The sequence below is a fragment of the Chryseobacterium sp. X308 genome, assembly GCF_020733145.1.
Classification (GTDB): domain Bacteria; phylum Bacteroidota; class Bacteroidia; order Flavobacteriales; family Weeksellaceae; genus Chryseobacterium; species Chryseobacterium cupriresistens.
Window position 1 is genome coordinate 75,760 of record NZ_JAJFZH010000006.1, and the last position, 19,302, is coordinate 95,061.

20 protein-coding genes are annotated in these 19,302 nt (G+C 37.6%); 3 read left to right on the forward strand and 17 right to left on the reverse strand.

Going from position 1 to position 19,302, the window contains the following annotated elements; all coding sequences use genetic code 11:
• Nucleotides 1-18 precede the first annotated feature (18 nt).
• From LIV57_RS08695 to LIV57_RS08705, 3 genes are all read right to left on the reverse strand, one after another.
• The gene (locus LIV57_RS08695) at nucleotides 19-828 is read right to left on the reverse strand and encodes a glucose 1-dehydrogenase (protein WP_227942302.1); all 810 of its coding nucleotides are present in this window, start codon (nucleotides 826-828) and stop codon (nucleotides 19-21) included.
• Between the two features lie 73 nt (nucleotides 829-901).
• On the reverse strand, nucleotides 902-1,375 hold the full coding sequence (locus LIV57_RS08700) for a GNAT family N-acetyltransferase (RefSeq protein WP_227942303.1): 474 nt from the start codon (nucleotides 1,373-1,375) through the stop codon (nucleotides 902-904).
• A gap of 4 nt (nucleotides 1,376-1,379) precedes the next feature.
• Nucleotides 1,380-1,997 carry a DUF1684 domain-containing protein gene (locus LIV57_RS08705; protein ID WP_227942304.1) on the reverse strand — a complete coding sequence of 206 codons (618 nt, stop codon included), beginning with the start codon at nucleotides 1,995-1,997 and terminating at the stop codon, nucleotides 1,380-1,382.
• Between the two features lie 130 nt (nucleotides 1,998-2,127).
• Here LIV57_RS08705 and LIV57_RS08710 point away from each other — a divergent pair, with 130 nt between their 5' ends.
• Nucleotides 2,128-3,708 carry a GMC family oxidoreductase N-terminal domain-containing protein gene (locus tag LIV57_RS08710; RefSeq protein ID WP_227942305.1) on the forward strand — a complete coding sequence of 527 codons (1,581 nt, stop codon included), beginning with the start codon at nucleotides 2,128-2,130 and terminating at the stop codon, nucleotides 3,706-3,708.
• Nucleotides 3,709-3,710: 2 nt separating this feature from the next.
• Here the strand turns inward: LIV57_RS08710 and LIV57_RS08715 are convergent, their stop codons facing one another.
• The 4 genes from LIV57_RS08715 to LIV57_RS08730 form a co-directional block, all read right to left on the reverse strand.
• Complete coding sequence (locus LIV57_RS08715) at nucleotides 3,711-4,577, reverse strand: AadS family aminoglycoside 6-adenylyltransferase (protein WP_227942306.1); 867 nt, start codon at nucleotides 4,575-4,577, stop codon at nucleotides 3,711-3,713.
• Between the two features lie 6 nt (nucleotides 4,578-4,583).
• Entirely contained in the window at nucleotides 4,584-4,985 is a 402-nt protein-coding gene (locus tag LIV57_RS08720; protein ID WP_114820683.1) for a hypothetical protein, read from the reverse strand.
• Between the two features lie 63 nt (nucleotides 4,986-5,048).
• Complete coding sequence (gene mqo / locus LIV57_RS08725) at nucleotides 5,049-6,554, reverse strand: malate dehydrogenase (quinone) (protein ID WP_227942307.1); 1,506 nt, start codon at nucleotides 6,552-6,554, stop codon at nucleotides 5,049-5,051.
• 256 nt (nucleotides 6,555-6,810) lie between these two features.
• The gene (locus LIV57_RS08730; RefSeq protein WP_227942308.1) at nucleotides 6,811-7,851 is read right to left on the reverse strand and encodes an NAD(P)H-dependent glycerol-3-phosphate dehydrogenase; all 1,041 of its coding nucleotides are present in this window, start codon (nucleotides 7,849-7,851) and stop codon (nucleotides 6,811-6,813) included.
• A gap of 225 nt (nucleotides 7,852-8,076) precedes the next feature.
• On the opposite strand from LIV57_RS08730, the gene LIV57_RS08735 reads away from it, so the two are divergent.
• Entirely contained in the window at nucleotides 8,077-9,108 is a 1,032-nt protein-coding gene (locus LIV57_RS08735) for a M23 family metallopeptidase (RefSeq protein WP_227942309.1), read from the forward strand.
• Nucleotides 9,109-9,412: 304 nt separating this feature from the next.
• Here the strand turns inward: LIV57_RS08735 and LIV57_RS08740 are convergent, their stop codons facing one another.
• From LIV57_RS08740 to LIV57_RS08760, 5 genes are all read right to left on the reverse strand, one after another.
• Complete coding sequence (locus LIV57_RS08740; RefSeq protein WP_227942310.1) at nucleotides 9,413-10,585, reverse strand: MBL fold metallo-hydrolase; 1,173 nt, start codon at nucleotides 10,583-10,585, stop codon at nucleotides 9,413-9,415.
• 17 nt (nucleotides 10,586-10,602) lie between these two features.
• A complete protein-coding gene (locus tag LIV57_RS08745; RefSeq protein WP_227942311.1) occupies nucleotides 10,603-11,256 on the reverse strand; it encodes an NAD(P)-dependent oxidoreductase in 654 nt (217 codons plus the stop codon).
• A 59-nt stretch (nucleotides 11,257-11,315) separates the two neighbouring features.
• Nucleotides 11,316-11,726 carry an Rrf2 family transcriptional regulator gene (locus tag LIV57_RS08750; RefSeq protein ID WP_227942312.1) on the reverse strand — a complete coding sequence of 137 codons (411 nt, stop codon included), beginning with the start codon at nucleotides 11,724-11,726 and terminating at the stop codon, nucleotides 11,316-11,318.
• Between the two features lie 65 nt (nucleotides 11,727-11,791).
• The gene (locus LIV57_RS08755) at nucleotides 11,792-12,742 is read right to left on the reverse strand and encodes a hypothetical protein (RefSeq protein ID WP_110009569.1); all 951 of its coding nucleotides are present in this window, start codon (nucleotides 12,740-12,742) and stop codon (nucleotides 11,792-11,794) included.
• Between the two features lie 134 nt (nucleotides 12,743-12,876).
• A complete protein-coding gene (locus LIV57_RS08760; protein WP_052198510.1) occupies nucleotides 12,877-13,311 on the reverse strand; it encodes an FKBP-type peptidyl-prolyl cis-trans isomerase in 435 nt (144 codons plus the stop codon).
• Nucleotides 13,312-13,607: 296 nt separating this feature from the next.
• On the opposite strand from LIV57_RS08760, the gene LIV57_RS08765 reads away from it, so the two are divergent.
• Nucleotides 13,608-14,615 (forward strand): catalase, encoded by a 1,008-nt coding sequence (locus tag LIV57_RS08765; protein WP_227942313.1) that lies wholly within the window; start codon nucleotides 13,608-13,610, stop codon nucleotides 14,613-14,615.
• Between the two features lie 611 nt (nucleotides 14,616-15,226).
• Here LIV57_RS08765 and LIV57_RS08770 read toward each other — a convergent pair.
• From LIV57_RS08770 to LIV57_RS08790, 5 genes are all read right to left on the reverse strand, one after another.
• On the reverse strand, nucleotides 15,227-15,640 hold the full coding sequence (locus LIV57_RS08770; protein WP_227942314.1) for a DUF1348 family protein: 414 nt from the start codon (nucleotides 15,638-15,640) through the stop codon (nucleotides 15,227-15,229).
• 3 nt (nucleotides 15,641-15,643) lie between these two features.
• Entirely contained in the window at nucleotides 15,644-16,171 is a 528-nt protein-coding gene (locus tag LIV57_RS08775; protein ID WP_227942315.1) for a TetR/AcrR family transcriptional regulator, read from the reverse strand.
• 364 nt (nucleotides 16,172-16,535) lie between these two features.
• Nucleotides 16,536-17,576 carry a TerC/Alx family metal homeostasis membrane protein gene (locus LIV57_RS08780; RefSeq protein WP_227942316.1) on the reverse strand — a complete coding sequence of 347 codons (1,041 nt, stop codon included), beginning with the start codon at nucleotides 17,574-17,576 and terminating at the stop codon, nucleotides 16,536-16,538.
• Between the two features lie 85 nt (nucleotides 17,577-17,661).
• Nucleotides 17,662-18,270, reverse strand: a complete 609-nt coding sequence (locus LIV57_RS08785) for a TerD family protein (protein ID WP_047428248.1) — start codon at nucleotides 18,268-18,270, stop codon at nucleotides 17,662-17,664.
• 69 nt (nucleotides 18,271-18,339) lie between these two features.
• Nucleotides 18,340-19,287: a hypothetical protein gene (locus LIV57_RS08790; protein WP_110009575.1), complete on the reverse strand. Its 948-nt coding sequence runs from the start codon at nucleotides 19,285-19,287 to the stop codon at nucleotides 18,340-18,342.
• Nucleotides 19,288-19,302: the final 15 nt, after the last annotated feature.

Consider the following 19,302-nt stretch of genomic DNA (forward strand, 5'->3'; position numbering starts at 1 on the left):
ATTAAACTTTGAACTCCCCTATCCTCCCGTAGAAAAGCTCTCAAAGGTAGTCATCCCGCCATCTACGAAAATGCTTGTTCCGGTAATATAATCTGCAAGATCACTCGCAAGAAATGCTGCTAGGTTTCCGATATCCTGCGGCTGTCCGATCCTGTTATAAGGAATAAGGCTGAGAAGAGAATTAAGAGCTTCCGGAGTATCCCATGCATTCCGGTTAATCGGCGTCTGAATCGCTCCCGGACAAATGGAATTGACACGGATTTTGTCCGCACCATATTCCTGAGCAAGCGTTTGCATCAACATTCTGATTGCCCCTTTACTGGAAGCGTAATTAGCATGACCCGCCCACGGAATAATTTCATGCACTGAACTGATATGAATAATTTTTCCACAGGCAACAGACCGTGACGGATCTATTCCCCGTCGAAGAAATTCTTTAATGGCTTCTCTGGCGCATAGAAATTGTCCCGTCAGATTAACTCCTATGACAGCATTCCATTGGTCAAGAGTCATTTCAGTAAATTTCGCGTCTTTCTGAATCCCTGCATTATTGATCAGAATATCTACAGTCTGGTACTCAGCAATGACATCCTGAAACATTCTGATGACCTGATCTTCTTTGGAAACATCACATTGGTAGGTCATTCCTTTCCCTCCGGCCTCCGTTATTTCCTTTAAAACAGCTTTGGCTTCATCTGTAGATCTTTCTGAGGAATGGTTGACAATGACTGTTGCTCCTGCTGCGGCCAATGATTTTGCAATTCCTGAACCGATTCCACTGGAAGCTCCTGTGACTACAGCCACCTGGTTTTGAAGTGATATTTCCATGTTTTGTAATTTGATGTTACTCAAAGTTATGGAAAGATATCAGCAGATAAAAAATTATGATTTTAAAATTTTATTAAAGTTTTTTGTACATCAGATATTGAGGTCCGCTTCTTCCGATTCTGGTCTTACCGTCGTAAATGTATCCTGCCTTAAGGTAAATATGGTAAGCAGAATCGTTTTTCTGATTGACAGCCAATACAATTTCATCGCAGGTTTTAAAGTGGTTTCTGACAAAATGCCCCACTTCAAGCATCGCCGCTTTTCCAATTCCTTTGCCCTGCATCCCGGGATTCACAGATAGGGATCGTAACAATGTTGAGTTTTCATTATCAGTAATTTCCAGTTTATCTTTCCCGAAATCAAGGACAAAAAAGCCTGCAGGCTGATTGTTGTAAAATATAGTCACGGGAAATGCATCGTTATCATCCCGCTCACTGATGCTTTGCAAAGCCTGTTGAGCAGTCGCTGTAAATCTCATCTGATTTTCATCCAAAGCATAGCTGACCCCGGAAAGATCTTCTGGTTTAAAGAATTCTAAATGTATCATAGTATTAGTGATGGTAAATATCTTCATACATTACTCCTGCACGGATTTCCACGGGAAGCTTATTTTCCTCTGGAACAATCGGGCAGTTGTAATCATAAGCATTATAAGCACAAAACGGATGGTAAGATTGATTAAAATCCAGCACAATGGTATTTCCTTTCGGGATTTTAAGATCCATATATTTCCCTCCTCCATAGGTTTCTTTTTTATTGGTTGCATCACGGAACGGAAGGAAAAGATAGTCTTTGTATTTTTCCTGTTTGATCAGATCCAGGCTTTGGTATAACGTTACAGTATACGACTTACCATCCAATGTAAAGGTTGCTTTTCCATATTCCTGATACGTTTTTGTTTTCCCTGAAGACGTAGGAAGTTCAAAAGGTCGAGTATTTTCTGACTTAACAAATTGTGCAGTAACTCTGTATTTAGCATCAAAAGGGAAGAAAGGATGTCCTTTAAAATTTTTAAAATTATCACCTCTTAATGGAGTTTCCTTTGGGTTAAGATATTCTGCATTGAGTTCTTTCTGAAACTTCTGTACCTCTTTCTCTTCCTTTGACATCTTTTTCTGAGAAAAAACCCATAGAGGAAGCAGTAAAAAGAGTATGATATATTTTTTCATGAATTTAAAATTATAAGTAAAGCTATGAATTTTCATTCCAACAAAAGTTAAAATTGTAATAAAAAATATAATCTGTTTTAAATAAAATTAACCTTTGATAATCTAGCACACTTTTTGAAAAACAAAGCTCATGGACAGAAAAAGCTTCATAAAGACCAGTGTTCTGGCAATATCAGGATTTTATTTTCTTCAATCCGAATTATTTCATGCAGCGGAAAGAAGAAACAATCAGATCGTTGAAAACAACGATGTTCCGATTGTTATTATTGGCAGTGGATATGGCGGAGCGGTTTCAGCTTTGCGTCTTTGTGAAGCAGGAAAAAAAGTAGTGCTGCTGGAGATGGGTCTTAACTGGGAAAAAGCAGGAATTCCGTTTTCCAATCTGCTGAAACCCGGGAAAAGCTCTGCATGGCTGAAAAACAAAAGCATTGCTCCCTTTATGAATATTTTTTCTCTGACTCCTTTTACCGGAACTCTGGACCGTCTGGATTTTGATCATATTAAAATCTGGGTAGGAAGAGGGGTTGGCGGAGGTTCTCTGGTGAATGGCGGAATGGCTGTCACTCCCAAAGAAAGCTATTTCAGAGAGGTTTTCCCTGATCTTGATGCTGAAAAGTTTTATAATCATTATTTTCCTCTGGTACGGGAAGAACTCAGGGTAAATGTGATTGATGAACAGTTTCTGAAAGACTGTCCTTATTATAAATTCACCCGGGTAGGTGAAGCAGAAGCTCACAAAGCCGGTTTTAAAACCATTCGGGTTCCCAATGTATATGATTTTAAATACATGGAAAAAGAATTCAGGAATGAAGTTCCCCGCTCTGCTCTCAACACTGAAGTGATTTATGGAAATAACCACGGAAAAAACAGTTTAGATAAAACCTATCTCAGAAAAGCACTGGAAACAGGAAATTTAGAAATCCTTGACCTTCATCGTGTCCAGACTATTCAACTGAATGATGACAAAAGCTATACATTAAATATCCGGCAGACAGATACTTCCGGAGTTATGATTGCGGACAAAGTTTTCCACTGCAAAAAGCTGATTCTTTCCGCAGGAACAATGGGTACTTTGCAGCTTCTGTTACAGTCTCATGCAGAGAACGGATTTCCCATCCATGAAAAGATTGGTAAAAACTGGGGAAACAATGGAAATTTCATGACCGGAAGAAACTGGGTTAAGCCATTGTCTGGCGGCACCGGAGCTAAGCAATCCACTATTCCGGTAGGAGGAATTGATAACTGGGATGATCCGGAACATCCGTTTTTCACAGAAATTGCTCCTCTGCCCATGGGAATGGATGTGGCTACTGCTTTATATCTGCTCATCAACAGGGTTGATAAAAAGGGAGAAGTTGCCTATCATAAAGCCAGCCAATCCCTGACATTAAACTGGGATGAAAGCAATACCGCTAAAATGAGAGAAAATGCCCAATATTTTACCCGTAAAATGAATAAGGCTAATGGCGGTACAAGAAGCCATTTACTTTTTAATAATGGGTTTGGGGCAGATATCTGTTATCATCCGCTTGGAGGGTGTGTTCTTGGTGAAGCTACCAACGAATATGGAAAGCTAAAAGATCACGAAAATCTGTATGTGCTGGATGGTTCTTTAATTCCGGGAACCATTGGTGTTAATCCGTTTGTTACGATTACTGCGATTGCTGAATATTGTATTGAAAATCTTATTAAACAGAATGAATTTGCCTGAAATTAAGGCATCTTTCTTACTTCGTTAAGATAGTTCCTGATATCATGCTCCAACTTTGAAGGGTACATACAATGAAGCTTTTCTGCCAGTGAAGTTCCCAGCTCATGAACCACATCTGCATAGGCAAACAATGCATTCCAGTTTTCTTCAATATCGCTGCCGGAGAAAGTTTTTTCCACTTTATTCCATAAATCAGATGAGAGATATTTTTTGAAGAGTCTTCCGTGTTTATTGGTTGTGATATTATTCCAGTCATGATTTTCGGCAATATACCATTCAATCAAAGGGACAAGATAATCTGTACGCAGGATATTTTCAGACATAAATTTGGCGTAAAAAATGTCTCCGCGTTTCAGGCATTTTGCAACATAAGTTGTATCCCACCAGAAGTCATTCATCCGCTGCTGAAATTCTTTTTCTGTCGGCTGCTGAATCATTATTGACTGATAGGTAGGCGGTTTCATACTATTGGTCAGGTTATCTTTATCTATTAAAACCTTGTATCCTACATCCCAGTCTTCGGGAAGGTTTTCCTCATTGATTTCTTCAATAAATTCCGATACCTGATACAGCTTAAAATCAACTTTTACATGATCTTTATATAAGACCATTTTCATAGCATGCTTTCCGTCAAAAACACGATCATCTTCTTCAATCATGGAAATGGGTTCACCAAAAAGGCTGATCCATTTATTTTCCGACTCATAGGATGATCTGTTACCAAAAACAAGCTCCACATCAAGATCACTGAAATCATCTACAGGAGCGTAAGGATTTACCAATGAACTGGTCAGGAGAACAGCACGGATATCAGGATTGTTTTCAGCCCAGTGAATAATCTGTTTCAGTTTTTCTTCCCTTGCGCTCATACTTACTTAATAAGACTCTGATATCTTGACGCGATACACATCAGAAGAGTTTCTTTTAATTGATTCAACAAAAAAACCTCCTTCCTCAGGAATAACTTCTTTCAGATCAAAACTTTTGCAGTCTTTTGGCAGCCCGGAAAAGATCAGGGTAAACCAAAAGTCTTTCATAAAGGGAACCGGTGTCCAGTATGGAGAAATTGAAATGTTTTCCGCATGAATCATTTTGCTCCTGTGCTCAGACTGATTGTCAAAAAGATAGGTTGAATGCCAGATTCTGATCAGGTTTCCTAAGAATGGAGATGCCGGAAAGCAACAGTGTACAATAACCTGCCTCTCCTCTTCTGTTTTCGCCTGAAGAGATTCAAGGAGTTCCTTGGCAATGACTGGTTTTACAATTACTTCTTCCACCTTTTTATAAGTAATAAGTAATGAGCAATAAATAATAGGATTACTTATTGCTCATTATGGATGTTAATATTCTAATTCTAATTTTTCTTTGGTGTAATTTCTTACTTCCTGGGTCAGTTCAGGGTTATCAGCCAGTTTTTGACCATAGGAAGGAACCATTTCAAGCAGCTTTCCTTTCCATTCTCCATGCAGTTTTTCAGGGAAGCATTTTTCCAGCACATTCAGCATGGCATATACTGCTGTGGAAGCACCCGGTGAAGCTCCCAGCAGAGAAGCAATCGTTCCGCTCTTGTTTACGACCACCTCAGTTCCGAATTCCAGTTTACCACCTTCTTTTTCGTCTTTTTTGATGATCTGAACTCTCTGTCCTGCTACTTTCAGTTCCCAGTCTTCTTCTTTAGCATCTTTGATAAATTCTCTCAAATGCTGCATTCTCTGAGACTTTGTCATGGCAACCTGCTGAATAAGATATTTTGTAAGTGGAATATTATGCCACCATGCTCCAAAAAGTGACCTTAAATTCTTCGTATTTACACTTTCAGGAAGGTCAAGATAACTTCCTTCTCTTAGAAATTTGGTTGAGAATCCTGCAAAAGGTCCGAAAAGAAGCGCTTTTTTTCCATCAATAATCCTAAGATCAAGGTGTGGAACAGACATTGGCGGAGCATCTACCGTAGCCTGAGTATATACTTTAGCATGGTGCTTTTCTACCAGTTCCTGATTATGACTTACCAGCCACTGCCCTGAAACCGGGAAGCCTCCGTATCCTTCACTTTCTTTAATATCTGAGCTGTCCAGTAACGGAAGCGCATATCCTCCCGCACCGATAAATACAAAATCTGCTACCACTTCCTGTTTGTGGCTATGGATTCTGTCTTTCACTTTCATTTCCCATGTACCGTTTTCTCTGGGGCTGATATCTTTCACCTCGTGGTATAAGAAAACCTCAACATTAGAATCTTCCAGAAGATGTCTTCCCATTTTTCTCGTCAATGTTCCGAAGTTTACATCTGTTCCCATATCCATCTTCGTTGCAGCCATAACTTCAGACTGATTTCTTTTACTCATTATCAGAGGAATCCATTCTTTCAGTTTTTCATGATCTGTAGAAAATTCCATTCCTGAAAAAAGAACAGACTCTGCCATTTTATCGTGGCGTTTTTTAAGGTATTCAGCATCTTTTTCTCCGAATACCAGACTCATATGAGCACAGGAATTGATAAATTCTTTAGGTTCACGGATATATCCTTTGGTAATCAGATAAGACCAGAATTGTTTTGAAATTTCAAACTGCTCTGCAATGCTTTCGGCTTTGGTAATATCAATAGATCCGTCCGGTTTTTCAGGGGTATAGTTGAGCTCACAAAAAGCGGAGTGGCCTGTTCCGGCGTTGTTCCATGCAGCTGTACTTTCTTTGGCAAACCTTCCGAGTCTTTCGAAGATAGCGATTTCAAGATTTGGATCAAATTCATGAAGCAGCGTTGCTAAAGTGGCGCTCATGATTCCGCCGCCTATCAGTACAACGTCGTATTTAGGTTTCGGTGTTCTGCTTGTAAGCGATTGTGACATAATTTTAAAATTTTACTTCAAATTTCGGGAAAAGTTTTAAAAATCAGCACGATTTAATCCGTTATTTTTTTGCTCAGAAGACTTCTTGAGTACACAACAAAAAACCATGGAAAATTTCAATAAAGTACCATTGAAATGATTGATAATATAAAATAGCAGTACGAGCCGCTGCCAGGATTAGTCAATAAAAAAACTTAAGCATTTACTGCCTAAGTTTTTCTATGTATGTTTAACGGGCTTTTATTCCAGCTCCATTTTAATTCAATTTTGCGGTCAGTTTTTTAAACTGCTTTTCAGCATTTTTACCTTCATACAAAATAGCATATACCGTATCAATAATCGGGAGTTTAAGGTTTTTCTGTTTCGCTGTCTTATAAATGGAATCTGCTGCGTAATATCCTTCTGCTACCATGTTCATGGACTGAATGGCAGATTTTACGGTATATCCTTTTCCGATCAGGTTTCCAAGGTTTCTGTTTCTTGAGAAAAGTGAATACGCCGTTACCAAAAGGTCACCCAGATAGGCGCTTTCGTTCACATCTCTTGGTGCTTCATAAATCGCTTCCAGGAAAGTTTCCATTTCACGTATTGCGTTGGAAACAAATACGGCTGCAAAGTTATCTCCATATCCTAATCCACTGGCAATTCCTGCTCCGATGGCAAAAATGTTCTTAAGGATCGCACTGTACTCATTTCCTAAAATATCTTTGCTTGTATGCACTTTGATGAAATCTGAACTGAATATTCCTTCAAGTTTTTCAGCGGTTTCATCTTCTACTGCTGCAATCGTAAGATAAGAAAGTCTTTCCATGGCTACCTCTTCGGCATGACAAGGTCCTGCAATAACAGCCTGGTTTCTGAAACCGATTTTAAACTCATCACGCAGATAATGCGCCACTACATCATTTACTTTTGGAATAATTCCTTTAATTGCAGAGATAAAGATCTTGTCTGAATAATCGCACGTCATTTTATCCAGTGTATCAGACAGGTAAATAGACGGCGTTGCCAGCACAATAACATCACAGGCAGAAACCAGTTCGTTAATATCTGTTGTCAGTTTTAAACTTTTAAGATTAAAATGTGCCGCCGTAAGATAGGTTGGGTTATGCCCACGAAGCTCAATAGCCCCTTTTACAAATTCATTTCTTACGCACCAGTGTACAACTTTGCAGTTTTCAACAAGCATTTTTACGATAGCGGTTGCAAAACTTCCGCTTCCTACAACTCCTACAGAAATATCCTTTTTATTCTTTTTTGGATTCGAAGATTCTGAAATAATTTTCTTTTTAGCCATAATTGGAATGTGAACTGCAAAGATATTAAAACAAAGACGTAACGCGGGCTTTGAAACTATGATAAAAGCCATTTTCTGAAAAAATTAACACTTCAACACAATTAAATAGTTAATTAGCCGTTAAATACAGAAAAAACTGAATTTTAAATAAAAATAACTCACAAAACTTATTTTTATTTAAATTTGCAGCTTCAAAACCGTTTTAAATTGACTAAGAGAAGAAATATGAAAAAATTTCTAAGCAGCAAGAAGAACGTAAACATTCTCCTGGGAGGACTTTTACTAGTAGTTTTTGCACAGGGTGTCTTCATTGCCAAGCTCTTTTCTGAAAGAGATGACAAAACCTACGAAGTGAACCTTGTAAAAATAAACACTGAAAAAGACAGTGTAGATTATCTAAAAATGAAAACTGATCTTACTCTTGTAGATCAGACAGTTGCCCAGCTCAACTCCTTCCTGAAGTCCAAAGACATTACCAACGAAAAGCTGATGATGCTCAACCAGGACAGTATTTCCAATTCTATTTATCTTTCCAAGCAGGCTAACCGATACAGCCAGTATCTGATGGATCTTCAGAAAAAACTGATGCAGGTCCCTCTAGGAATGCCTACTGACGGCTATATTTCGTCCAATTTCGGGATAAGAAAAAATCCTATCCCATTCAAAACTGTTTTTGCTTCGGTAAAATCTGGTGCAGCGACTGAGACAAAGCCAGCTGCCGTTGCAGCTGCAAAACCAGAAGTAAAAGCCGAACCCGTTGAGAAAATTGTAGAACTTACTGACAGCTATGGAAATAAAAGAGAAGTAAAAGTAATGGTTACCCCAAAAGCGGCTCCTGTAGCTGCAACTTCTGCTCCTGCAACGACAACAAAAGCTGCTTCTGGAGCTCCTTCAACTAAAACTGCTGTTGCTGAAAAAAACAATCCACCTGCTGAAGCTGATCAGATGCAGTTTCATAAAGGACTGGATATTGCTGTTGCCTATGGTTCTGATGTAAGAGCTGCCGCTGCCGGAACAGTCATTTTCTCCGGACAAAAAGGAGGTTATGGAAACTGTGTAATTGTTTCTCATGGAAACGGACTGGCCACACTATACGGACATTTATCTGAACTTGTTGCTAAGGTGAACGATAAAGTGAAAGTAGGCCAGGTCATTGCCAAATCCGGAAACTCAGGGCGCTCCACCGGGCCCCATCTTCATTATGAAGTACACAAAAACAATACGCCGATTAACCCGAAATTGTTTATGAATCTATAAAAAGAAAACTGTCTCATGAGAGGCAGTTTTTTGGTTTTAAAAATTAAAGTATTCATTTAAAGGCCTTTCTTAAACACGAATAGTTTCACGAATATCACGAATCACGAATATAATTCTCATGATCATAGATCTGCAGAATCTGTAATATCTGCGAGAGGTTATTTTAACGCAAAGTTTTTAATTTGTTTTCTTTTGAGTCTAAGGAGGCAAAGTTGGAATCAGCAAGCTGATTTAACGAAGCTTAAGGATATTTTCATTGTTAATTCTTATGATATAAAAAACAGCTGCACTGGCAGCTGTTTTTTTACTTTAAGATTTTAAGAGTTCCTTTCGGATGGGTGAATGTACCGTCCGGACCTGCAATATTTGAATACACGATATTTTTATTATAATCCTGAATATGGGTCACATTGAAACCAAGGTGTGGCTCATGCCAGTAAACCATAAAAACATTCTTCGCAACTTCCACAGCGGTATATTCTACAGTGTCCGTACTGTTTTTTGAACTTCCGGCTGTTCCTGTGAATGTCATGGTTTTATTATCTTTAAAATCAAGAATGAATTTTATTTCTCCAAAGTCCACTTCCACTTTACTTCCGATTGCCGGATAGGGTGATTTAAGATCCCAGTCTATTTCTTTAAGATAAACCTTTACTCCCATTTCAAGTTCTTCTTTTCCTGGCAGATCAGGGTATTTTTTTACCATAAAATCTACAATGGCAGATGTAGTTTTGTTCTCTGTTACTGCCTGCTTGTAATTTTCCAGATAACCTTTCACAAAATCAAGAGACTGTGGTGATGTAGACAATTCTGCAAAATGAGAAGGAATAACTTTTTCCGGCTTCAAACCTTTCATAGCATCAATCTGCCCGATCCATTGATCAATGGCTTTTACATTCTGAGTGTCCGCCATCCAGAGATGTGAGCCTACAGAAACCGAAATCCCGCCGGCAATGGTTTTAATGGAAGGAATCCACAGAAAACTGTGTGCCGGATCTTCCGGGTTTTGTCTGATTTCAATTTTATTTCCTTCAAGATCAGGAATTGAAGTAACTGCTTCAGGAATTATAATTTCCGATGGTGCATCTGCCTTCAACTGTGGTTTCCACACTCCCATTTTATCATCTTTTGAAGCTGATATAAGATAAGCAGTCTGTGCGGTTGAGATAATTTTTGCATTAGGAAAAGCTTTTTTAATCACATCCAATCCAAAATAGAAATCAGGATCACTGTGAGAAATAAAGACTGTTTTCAGGTTCTTTCCTGTTGCTTTTATTTCTTTTACCAGCTGTTCTGCATATTGTTTCTGAAACTGAGCATCTATCAATATGGCATCTTTATCTCCATAAATAATGGTAGATGTAATAGGAAAAATAGCTTTGGTTCCCGGATTATAAACTTTCACTTTGAGATTCCCTGCAAATATGCTGATGAATCCCAGCAGTGCCACTAACGACCATAATTTTTTTTGTATCATTTCTGTTCTTTTATAGATTAGTAAGCTGCTGTGAAACGTTCACGGATGTGATTGTTCTGTTCCAATTCATCTACCAGCACTACCGCTACATCTTCTACAGAAAGACGGCTTCTTCCGTTTTCATCAAATACCGGAGTTTCCAGTGAAGTTCTGTATTTTCCTGTTCTTTCTCCTACATTAGCCTGATTCATTTCGATAGCAGGGCTGAAGAATGTCCAATCCAACGTATTATTCTCTTTGATCTTGTTTAAATAATCTCTTGCCGCTGTTGCTCCTGGTTTATAAGCTTCAGGGAAATCAGGAGTATCTACAATCTGTACGTTATCCGGTGTGTAAAGGCTTCCTGCTCCACCTACTACAATCAGTCTTTTTACTCCCGACTGTTCTACAGCTTTTTCAATGTTCTCGGAACCGTTTAAAAAATCGTTGTAAAGGTTAGGGTTGGTCCATCCTGCATTGAATGTACTGATTACGGCATCACTTCCTTTCAATGCTTCAGCCAGTTCGTTTACATTGTTTACATCAACACTTTTTGCAGTTACATTTTCCTGTGTTTTCACTTTTGATGCATCTCTTACCAATGCTTCCACCGCATATCCTCTGTCTGCTAATTCTGATACTACGTGTGCTCCTACAAATCCTGTTGCACCGATTACTGCTACTTTTTTCATAATGTTTTATTTTTAATTAAATTGTAATAATTTTTGTTACATTTAAGGCTAAAAAATTTTTATTCAAACTGGTCAGTGAATTCCTGTAATGACTTGTCTCCTAAAAAGTTTACCACCAATTGATCTGTTTCTTCAAATAATGTATTTAAATGATTGTTGATCTCTTTTCCAACACTGCATGCCGGATTAGGATTCTGATTTTTTTTGCCTAATACTTCTGTATTTTTTACTGCTTTATAGATCTCGGAAATAGTGATCGTTTCAGCATTCTTTGCAAGTTGGCTTCCTCCCTCTTTTCCCTGTCTGCTGATAATAAGGCCTGCTTCTCTCAATACGCTGATCTCCTTTCGGATAATCACCGGATTCACATTGATACTACCGGCCATCCAGTCAGAAGTAAGCCACTCCTGAGGACATTTCGCCAATAATGTCATAATATGTACTGCCGTAGCAAATCTTGTATTGTTCATTGTAATTACAGGGCAAAGATACACAATTTTTAAATGTAACAAAATTTATTACAGTTAAATTTTTCTTAAAGGATCAGTTTATCCAGATCCAGTAACAGATAATTGATATTCTGATTAATGGTACGGGTTGCCGACTGCATCTGATTCAGCATGGCTGCGCGGTTATGAAGATCATCAGCCCTGTAAAACCCGCCATCACTGAAAATCACAGATTTATCCGCCGCTTCCTTACTATCATCAAACTGATAATGCAGCCACCTCTGTTTCATATTCCCGATAATGGAATGCTCTTCTTTATTGGAAAACTTTTTCTCTGTGTACATATACCAGATAAAAGGGGGAAAATTGGGCGACTCCAGTTTTTCTCTCCAGATATCTCTCAAAAGATTTCTCTGGTGGATAAATTCTACTTTTTTACCTTTAGGATTAAGGGTAGCCAAACCAAAACCTGCTCCCAGAACCCCTCCGCCTATATCGATGGCATTACTCCATCCTTGATCATGTACAATTCCTCCTGCTATTGAAGCTGCTGCTCCTGCAACAATTGAATATAAAATAAGCTTATTATTTCTTGATGAATTTAAGTTATCCACATAATTTCCAATCTGGGCTACTCTTTCTCCTTCACAGTCGAACTCTGCGGCTACTGCATCCAGTTCCGTAAGAGCAATCGTTATTTTGCTGTTTATTTTTGTCTTCAACTGTAAAACCTTAACCTGGGAAGCAAGGGATGAATCTTTTTTAAGATCAATAATCTGATGAACTTCATCCAGATTATCCAATGCGTTTAAGATAAGAATACTCTGGTCAGAAAAGACCTCTTTTAATTCTTTATTGGCTGCCAGTATAGAATCTGAATTATAAGACGGAAGTTTGTTGCTGTAGTTATATTTGAACGGCGCTTTACAGTAGCTGTCCTTCAGGGTGAGAATATTCTGCTGAATAGCCTGATTCTTCCTGGAAACACAAGAAGTAAGAAGCCCGAAAACAATCAATAGGTAAAAAAGTTTTTTCATTCAGTGATTTTTTGTGTTATCAGGTATATTGCAATATAAATTTCTCCATTTTCACAATTCTCCTATACGAATATAATACAAATAAAAAAATTTACCTGAAATCAGGTAAATTTTTAATCTATTTTTAAGAAGGATTATTTAATATCCAGCAGTTCAACTTCAAAAACGAGCGTACTGTTAGGCCCGATTTCTTTGCTGATTTCCTGATCTCCATACGCTAAGTGCGGAGGAATGATTAATCTCCATTTGCTGCCAACAGGCATTAACTGAAGTGCTTCCGTCCATCCTGAAATCACTCTGTTCAAAGGGAAAGATGCAGGTGTACCTCTTTTTACAGAACTGTCGAATACTTTCCCGGAAATAGTAGTTCCGTGGTAGTGGCATTTTACAGTAGATTTGGGTCCTGGTTTCGGGCCGTCGCCTTCTGTAATGATTTCATACTGCAAGCCGCTTGGTAACTGCACAACGCTTTCTCTTTTACCATACTCTTCCATATATTCTTTACCATCTTTCAGGTTCTTTTCTGCTAATTCCTTTTTACGTTTAAATAACATATCTGCTACTCCCATATTATAATTTTTTACAAAGATAAGGCTTTTTGGGTTTGGAAGATGGGAGCACGATGAGGGAAGTTTAAAAGCCGGAAGTATTATCCTCTCAAAGAAAATGACTTTAATTCATTCTCATTAAAAATAAATAAACACTAATAATCAACAAGTTAAAAAGATTATTTTTCAATATTCATTAATCATATAGTCATACATTTTTGATTTTCAGAGAGCTTTTCCACAAAATTCAAACAATTGTAATACTTATTTAACACAGATTTCGAAACTTGGCGTTATAATTGGATTTTAAAAACTAAATGCCAAATCCACTAAAATATAATAAGAAGTTTGATGAACTGAATGAAGAGGAAAAAAAGCTTCTGGAAATCAATAAAAAAACAATAGCAGATTTTGTTGAACAATCCTCTTCCATCAGCGATGTCAACTATGCTACCAGAAATGCCCATGCCAAAACGTATGCGGCAGCAAAAGGTACATTCCACATAGAACCTGATATTCCGGAATCACTACAGCCTTTTTTTGATAAGGAAAAATTTGATTTGACCATACGATTTTCCAATGCTCAGCTGAAAATTAAGAATGCAAAAAAGGACATTCCTGCCTACGGCTTTGCTGTGCAGATCAAGGATGAAAGCGGTGGGCTTCTTGCCAATTATCCATTGGTGAATTTTCCCCTGTTTCCTATGAATTCTGTTTCAAATTTTTTGAAACTGTTTACGGCGGTCAACAGATTTTACACCAAAAAATGGAGCAGTTTGTTTACCCTGCTGCTTCAGATGATTAAAATGACTCCTTCCCTGCTAACAGCTGATATGGTTCGTAATATGATTCAACTTCTTCGTAAAAGAAATGATTTTATTCTTTCCTTCGACTATCATTCTATAGGAGCTTACCGGCTTGGAGATCATATCATCAAAATAAAACTGTCTCCTCAATCTGTGGATAAGAACATTGGAAAAAGGCAGAAGGTAAAAGATGCTTTAAAAAATTATCTGCAAACCCATGACTTTACTGCAGATGTCCTGATACAGATATGTTATGACTTGAAAGACCAGCCTGTCAACAAACTGAATGTGGAGTGGAAAAATTCTCCTTTTATCAAAATCGGTGAGGTTGCAATAAATAAAGGCTCTTTGCTGGATGAGCGGAACTGTACAAATGAGCTGTTATCATTCAATCCTTTTGAAAGTAAGATATTCTTTCAGCCTGTGGGAAAAATACAGAAGCTGCGAGATGAAGCGTATAAAATTTCTTTGCAGACGCGAAGGAAGATTAACAAACTGCTGCATGGGAAAAACAGCTAGATTAATGATGAATTATGAGTTTTAAATGATGAATTTTTGAGTGCAGCTATAAAGATTTTATCTAAAAAAAAGTATTTCTTGGGAGTGTCATTCTGAACACAGACTGAAAGTCTGCGAACACAGTTCAGAAATCCAGCCTCTTTTATTAAAGTTTAAAGCTTAGCGTTTCAACGGCGTCTTTCTCATTCATTTGTGCTGTTTCTTTCCTACTGTGTCATTCCGTAGGAATCCAGCCACATTGATTAGAGTTTTAAAGATTTAAAAAGTGAAGTAATACTTCAGTTATGTGCTAATACTTTGTTGAGACTCCTACGGAGTGACAATTGGAGTGTTACGTTGATGAATGATGAATGATAATGGTGAATTACTTATTACTTATGCTCATGTATTGGGTTGTGTTGGTATAGGTATAAAACAAAAAAATCCTTTATCGTTATGATAAAGGATTTTTTTAAAATAAAATAAAATAAAACTGGCGGCGACCTACTCTCCCCCCCGCGTTAGCAGTACCATCGGTGAAGAATCTCATATCAGTGTTTATCTTTAAGATTCTTCCTTCGTCAGAATGACAAAAACCAAATATTTGAATTTTGAGATAATTTCTTATTATTTTATCTGAACTTTCTATCTTCTTCTTTGATCGCCAGATCATTGATACTGGCGTATCTTTTTGCCATAAGCCCGTTTTCATCAAACTCCCAGTTTTCGTTTCCGTATGCTCTGAACCAGTTTCCTTCCTGGGTCTGATACTCATATTCAAAGCGAACGGCAATACGATTGTCGTTGTGTGCCCAATATTCTTTTTTAAGATGATAATGAAGTTCTTTTTCCCATTTTTTCTGAAGAAAAGCTACAATTTCTTCTCTTCCATTCACGAATGTATCTCTGTTTCTCCATTCGCTGTCAATGGTATATGCTTTGGAAACCTTTTCAGGATCCTGACTGTTCCAGGCATCTTCTGCCAGTTGAATTTTTTCCAGTGCCGTTTCAAGAGTGAAAGGCGGAAGCGGATGTTTTTGTTCCATAACTTATTGTATTAAATTGGTGACTATCTTTTTTGATTTTTCAATGAGTTCATTGGATTTGAAAAGCTGGCTTTCTATGATGCTACTTTCAAAAAGCATGTAGACATGATCGGAAAGCTCATCATTATTCAGCAATTCTGAAAAGAACTTTCTGAGATCGGCTTTATGAGACTGAATAACACTCAGAATTTTAGTATTATCCATCGGTATTTCCGAAAGAATATTCAGAAAGCTGCATCCTCTGAAATTTTCCTTTTCGTTCATATACACAAGGAAATCGAAAGCATTGATGATCTTGGATTTTAAGCTTTTTTCTTTTGCTACAAAGTGATTGAGTTCACCAAACCAATATTCATGTCTTACCTTCAGAAACGCTACACACAAATCTTCTTTGGATTTAAAATGCTGATAAAAGCTTGCCTTGGCAACTTCAGCTTCGGAAATAATCTGATTGACTCCGGTTGAGTTATAACCCTGTCTGGCAAACAATTGAAATGTAGTTTCTATGATTCTTTCTCTCGGAGATTTCATATGCTTTTCTTTTCTGGAACAAATGTATGAAAAAAAATTACATACAGACCAGTCTGTCTGTTTTTATTTTTAATTTTTTTTTTTTGAGAATTTTGGAAAGCGCAAAGGCGCTAAATTTTTATAGGTTTAACATATTTAAGGCGCAAAGATTTTATCTCCGATAAAACTTAATAATGCTAAGAAAGGCTTTGAATGAAACCGGTAATTGCGCAGTAATCTTGCTGAAAATCTTCGATTTTCTTGCGTCTTAAAAGCAGCATAATTTTTATCCTCTTTGCGCCTTTGCGTTGTCCAACTAAGAATATGAATAGAAAAAGCCTCCAGAAATAGATTCCAGAGGCTTGATAGTATATTTTAAATAGGATTACTCTTCCAGTTCTTCTTTCTTCTCCTCTTCTTTTTCAGGGAAGATAACGGATAAAAGAACAGAGATCACCAATACACCTCCTACGATTCCTAATGAAACCGGAGACGGAATATGGATCCATGGCGCAATAAGCATCTTAACTCCAATGAAGGAGAGGATAATCGCCAATCCGTATGGAAGTTTGCTGAACATATGAATAAAGTTCGCCAGCAGGAAGTATAAAGATCTTAATCCTAAAATAGCAAAGATATTCGATGTATAAAGGATGAACGGGTCATTTGAGATTGCAAAGATCGCCGGGATGGAATCTACAGCGAAAAGAACGTCTGTAAATTCAATAACCCCTACTACCACTAAAAGAGGAGTTGCCATTTTAATTCCGTTCTGAATGGTGAAGAATTTATCTCCATCATAGTTATCTGAAACTTTCCAGAAACTTTTAATCAGCCTTGCTCCTGCCGTATTGCTGTAATCTTCATCGTCATCATCGTCACCGTCACCCCAGGATTTGATTCCTGCATAGACAAGGAATAATCCGAATAAGGTCATGACCACATTTATTTTCACTGCCTCACCGAAGATATTCATTTCAGGAAGATAGGTAAGATTAATCAGTCCTACTCCTGCAAAGATGAATATGGCTCTGAAGATCAGCGCTCCGATAATCCCCCAGAAAAGGACTTTGTGATGAAGATATTTCGGAACTTTAAAGAACCCGAAAACAAGGATAAATACAAATAAATTATCCACAGACAGGGCTTTTTCAATCCAATAAGCAGCCTGATACTGCGTAAATTTTTCTACAGCCAAAGCATGGCTTTCAGGACTTCCATCGGTATTGAATACCCAATATACCACCCCTGAAAAAACCATGGAAAGCGAAATCCATATGATAGACCAGATGGTAGCTTCTTTGGAAGAGACTTCATGACTTTTTTTATTAAATACCCCTAAGTCCAGGAGCAGCATGATAACCACCGTTACTGCAAATCCCCACACCAGACCAGGGTGCAGTTCTAAAATACTTTGATGTTCCACTTGAGTTATGTTATTATATGATAAAAGCAATAGATGCACAGAGTACAAATATTGCTATTTTATTTATCTTTTGATTGACAATTGATTATAAGTAATTCATCTGCACTGTCTGAATCGTCTGCTCCAGTTTTTTATCCGCTGTAGGATCTCCGATCGCATTGAATTTCCATTCTCCGTTTCTCTTGTAGAAAACCCCCATTACCATGGCAACATGTCCGCTGAAAGAAGCATCATTCGCAATATCATATTTTGCAAAAACTTCTCTCACATTGGTAGGTGACCCTTCATAAATACGGATAGAAGCAAAAGGGATGGTTCCGAAATCCTGACCTCTGTAGCTGTTCAGTACCATTGCCACATGCTCCACATTTGGTTCCAGCTGGCTGAAATCTACCGTGATTACTTCATTATCCAATCCGTCATCTCCGTTTACGTCACCGGTAAGGTCGTCTCCGCTGTGTCTTACAGATCCGTTTCTGGACTTAAGATTTCCAAAGTAGATTACTTCAGTAACGTTTTTGTTTGAATCATATAAAATACAGCTTCCGTCTAAGTCTACTGCTTCTTTCTTTGTTCCGAAAAATCCTTTCTTTTCGATTGCTCCCCAGTTGATTCCTACACAGGCCTGGGAAAGCTCAGCTCCATTTTCTTTTTTAAGGTTAATTCTCTGACCTTTTTGTAAGTTGATAGCCATCTTTCTATGTTTAGTTGTTATTTACTTTTTTGCAAAAAAGGAAATCTTCTTTGCTTTTCAAATTTCGTTCTAATTATTATTCAAATTCAAATTAAGCATTGCCCGCAGAATATTTGTTTCTTCGTCGAAGTCAAATATCTTGCTCATAATATCCATATTTTCCAGGTTTTTAATATAATCTTTCAGAACTCCTTCCACTTCAGCTGGCAAAGTACGCTTTCTTTCGTTCATACTATGTTCCAGCTGCTCGTTTTTACTTCTCAGCTGATCAATAATGGAACTCTGATTAGACTGATTTTCGGAAATATCCAGCTTATCCAGTTCTTTGTCGAAAAGATACAATTTCTTTTCGTCTACACTGAAAATAAAATAATCATCAGACTGAAAGATTTTAAAAAGTTCATAATCGTGGGTTCCGATAAGGTAACCACATACGAAACGAACTTTAAATCCCTGTATATTAAGCCTTCCCAACAGTTTCCTTTCAATGGAATATTCTTTATACTGATAGGAAGGAAAAGGATCAGGTTTCAGCAGTGTTTCATCTGCCTCCGATCTGTAAAATTCCTGGGCATATTTTTTATGAAAGTACAGTACATTGTCCCAATTGGCCGTAAAACGATCTTCCGTCAGGTCTTTATACACTGTTTTTAAGTGCTGGGAAAAGACACCGCTGTACATTTTCCTGTCGGTCTCAAAACTATCTACCCTTCTTTCTTCAAAACCTGAAATATATTTGCTGTTGATGTTAATTTCATTGATGACCGCCAGCATGTCATTTTCCTTCTGTTTTTTAATTTTAGTCAGAAGTTCTATAAGGCTGTCGGTATACTGCAGGTGGAAAAGTTCCAGTTTATTATAATCTAAAGCTGTATTTTCCTGGAACAGATTGTGAATAATATCCGTTTTGATGTAAATAGATATAATATCAATATGTTCAAAAAAATTAGCGAGAAGTTTAAGCTTTGTTAACCTTCTTTTGCTTTGCGACAATATGGTTGCTGCATCATCCCCCACCTTGGTATCCTATAA

What these genes read in the sequence shown, in the direction of transcription:
- LIV57_RS08775 (WP_227942315.1), bottom strand. Translation starts at nt 16,171, where the DNA reads ATGAAATCTCCGAGAGAAAGAATCATAGAAACTACATTTCAATTGTTT.
- LIV57_RS08715 (WP_227942306.1), bottom strand. Translation starts at nt 4,577, where the DNA reads ATGAGCGCAAGGGAAGAAAAACTGAAACAGATTATTCACTGGGCTGAA.
- LIV57_RS08710 (WP_227942305.1), top strand. Translation starts at nt 2,128, where the DNA reads ATGGACAGAAAAAGCTTCATAAAGACCAGTGTTCTGGCAATATCAGGA.
- LIV57_RS08735 (WP_227942309.1), top strand. Translation starts at nt 8,077, where the DNA reads ATGAAAAAATTTCTAAGCAGCAAGAAGAACGTAAACATTCTCCTGGGA.
- LIV57_RS08695 (WP_227942302.1), bottom strand. Translation starts at nt 828, where the DNA reads ATGGAAATATCACTTCAAAACCAGGTGGCTGTAGTCACAGGAGCTTCC.
- LIV57_RS08765 (WP_227942313.1), top strand. Translation starts at nt 13,608, where the DNA reads ATGCCAAATCCACTAAAATATAATAAGAAGTTTGATGAACTGAATGAA.
- LIV57_RS08740 (WP_227942310.1), bottom strand. Translation starts at nt 10,585, where the DNA reads ATGATACAAAAAAAATTATGGTCGTTAGTGGCACTGCTGGGATTCATC.
- LIV57_RS08700 (WP_227942303.1), bottom strand. Translation starts at nt 1,375, where the DNA reads ATGATACATTTAGAATTCTTTAAACCAGAAGATCTTTCCGGGGTCAGC.
- LIV57_RS08730 (WP_227942308.1), bottom strand. Translation starts at nt 7,851, where the DNA reads ATGGCTAAAAAGAAAATTATTTCAGAATCTTCGAATCCAAAAAAGAAT.
- LIV57_RS08785 (WP_047428248.1), bottom strand. Translation starts at nt 18,270, where the DNA reads ATGGCTATCAACTTACAAAAAGGTCAGAGAATTAACCTTAAAAAAGAA.
- LIV57_RS08755 (WP_110009569.1), bottom strand. Translation starts at nt 12,742, where the DNA reads ATGAAAAAACTTTTTTACCTATTGATTGTTTTCGGGCTTCTTACTTCT.
- LIV57_RS08750 (WP_227942312.1), bottom strand. Translation starts at nt 11,726, where the DNA reads ATGAACAATACAAGATTTGCTACGGCAGTACATATTATGACATTATTG.
- LIV57_RS08770 (WP_227942314.1), bottom strand. Translation starts at nt 15,640, where the DNA reads ATGGAACAAAAACATCCGCTTCCGCCTTTCACTCTTGAAACGGCACTG.
- mqo (WP_227942307.1), bottom strand. Translation starts at nt 6,554, where the DNA reads ATGTCACAATCGCTTACAAGCAGAACACCGAAACCTAAATACGACGTT.
- LIV57_RS08705 (WP_227942304.1), bottom strand. Translation starts at nt 1,997, where the DNA reads ATGAAAAAATATATCATACTCTTTTTACTGCTTCCTCTATGGGTTTTT.
- LIV57_RS08745 (WP_227942311.1), bottom strand. Translation starts at nt 11,256, where the DNA reads ATGAAAAAAGTAGCAGTAATCGGTGCAACAGGATTTGTAGGAGCACAC.
- LIV57_RS08760 (WP_052198510.1), bottom strand. Translation starts at nt 13,311, where the DNA reads ATGGGAGTAGCAGATATGTTATTTAAACGTAAAAAGGAATTAGCAGAA.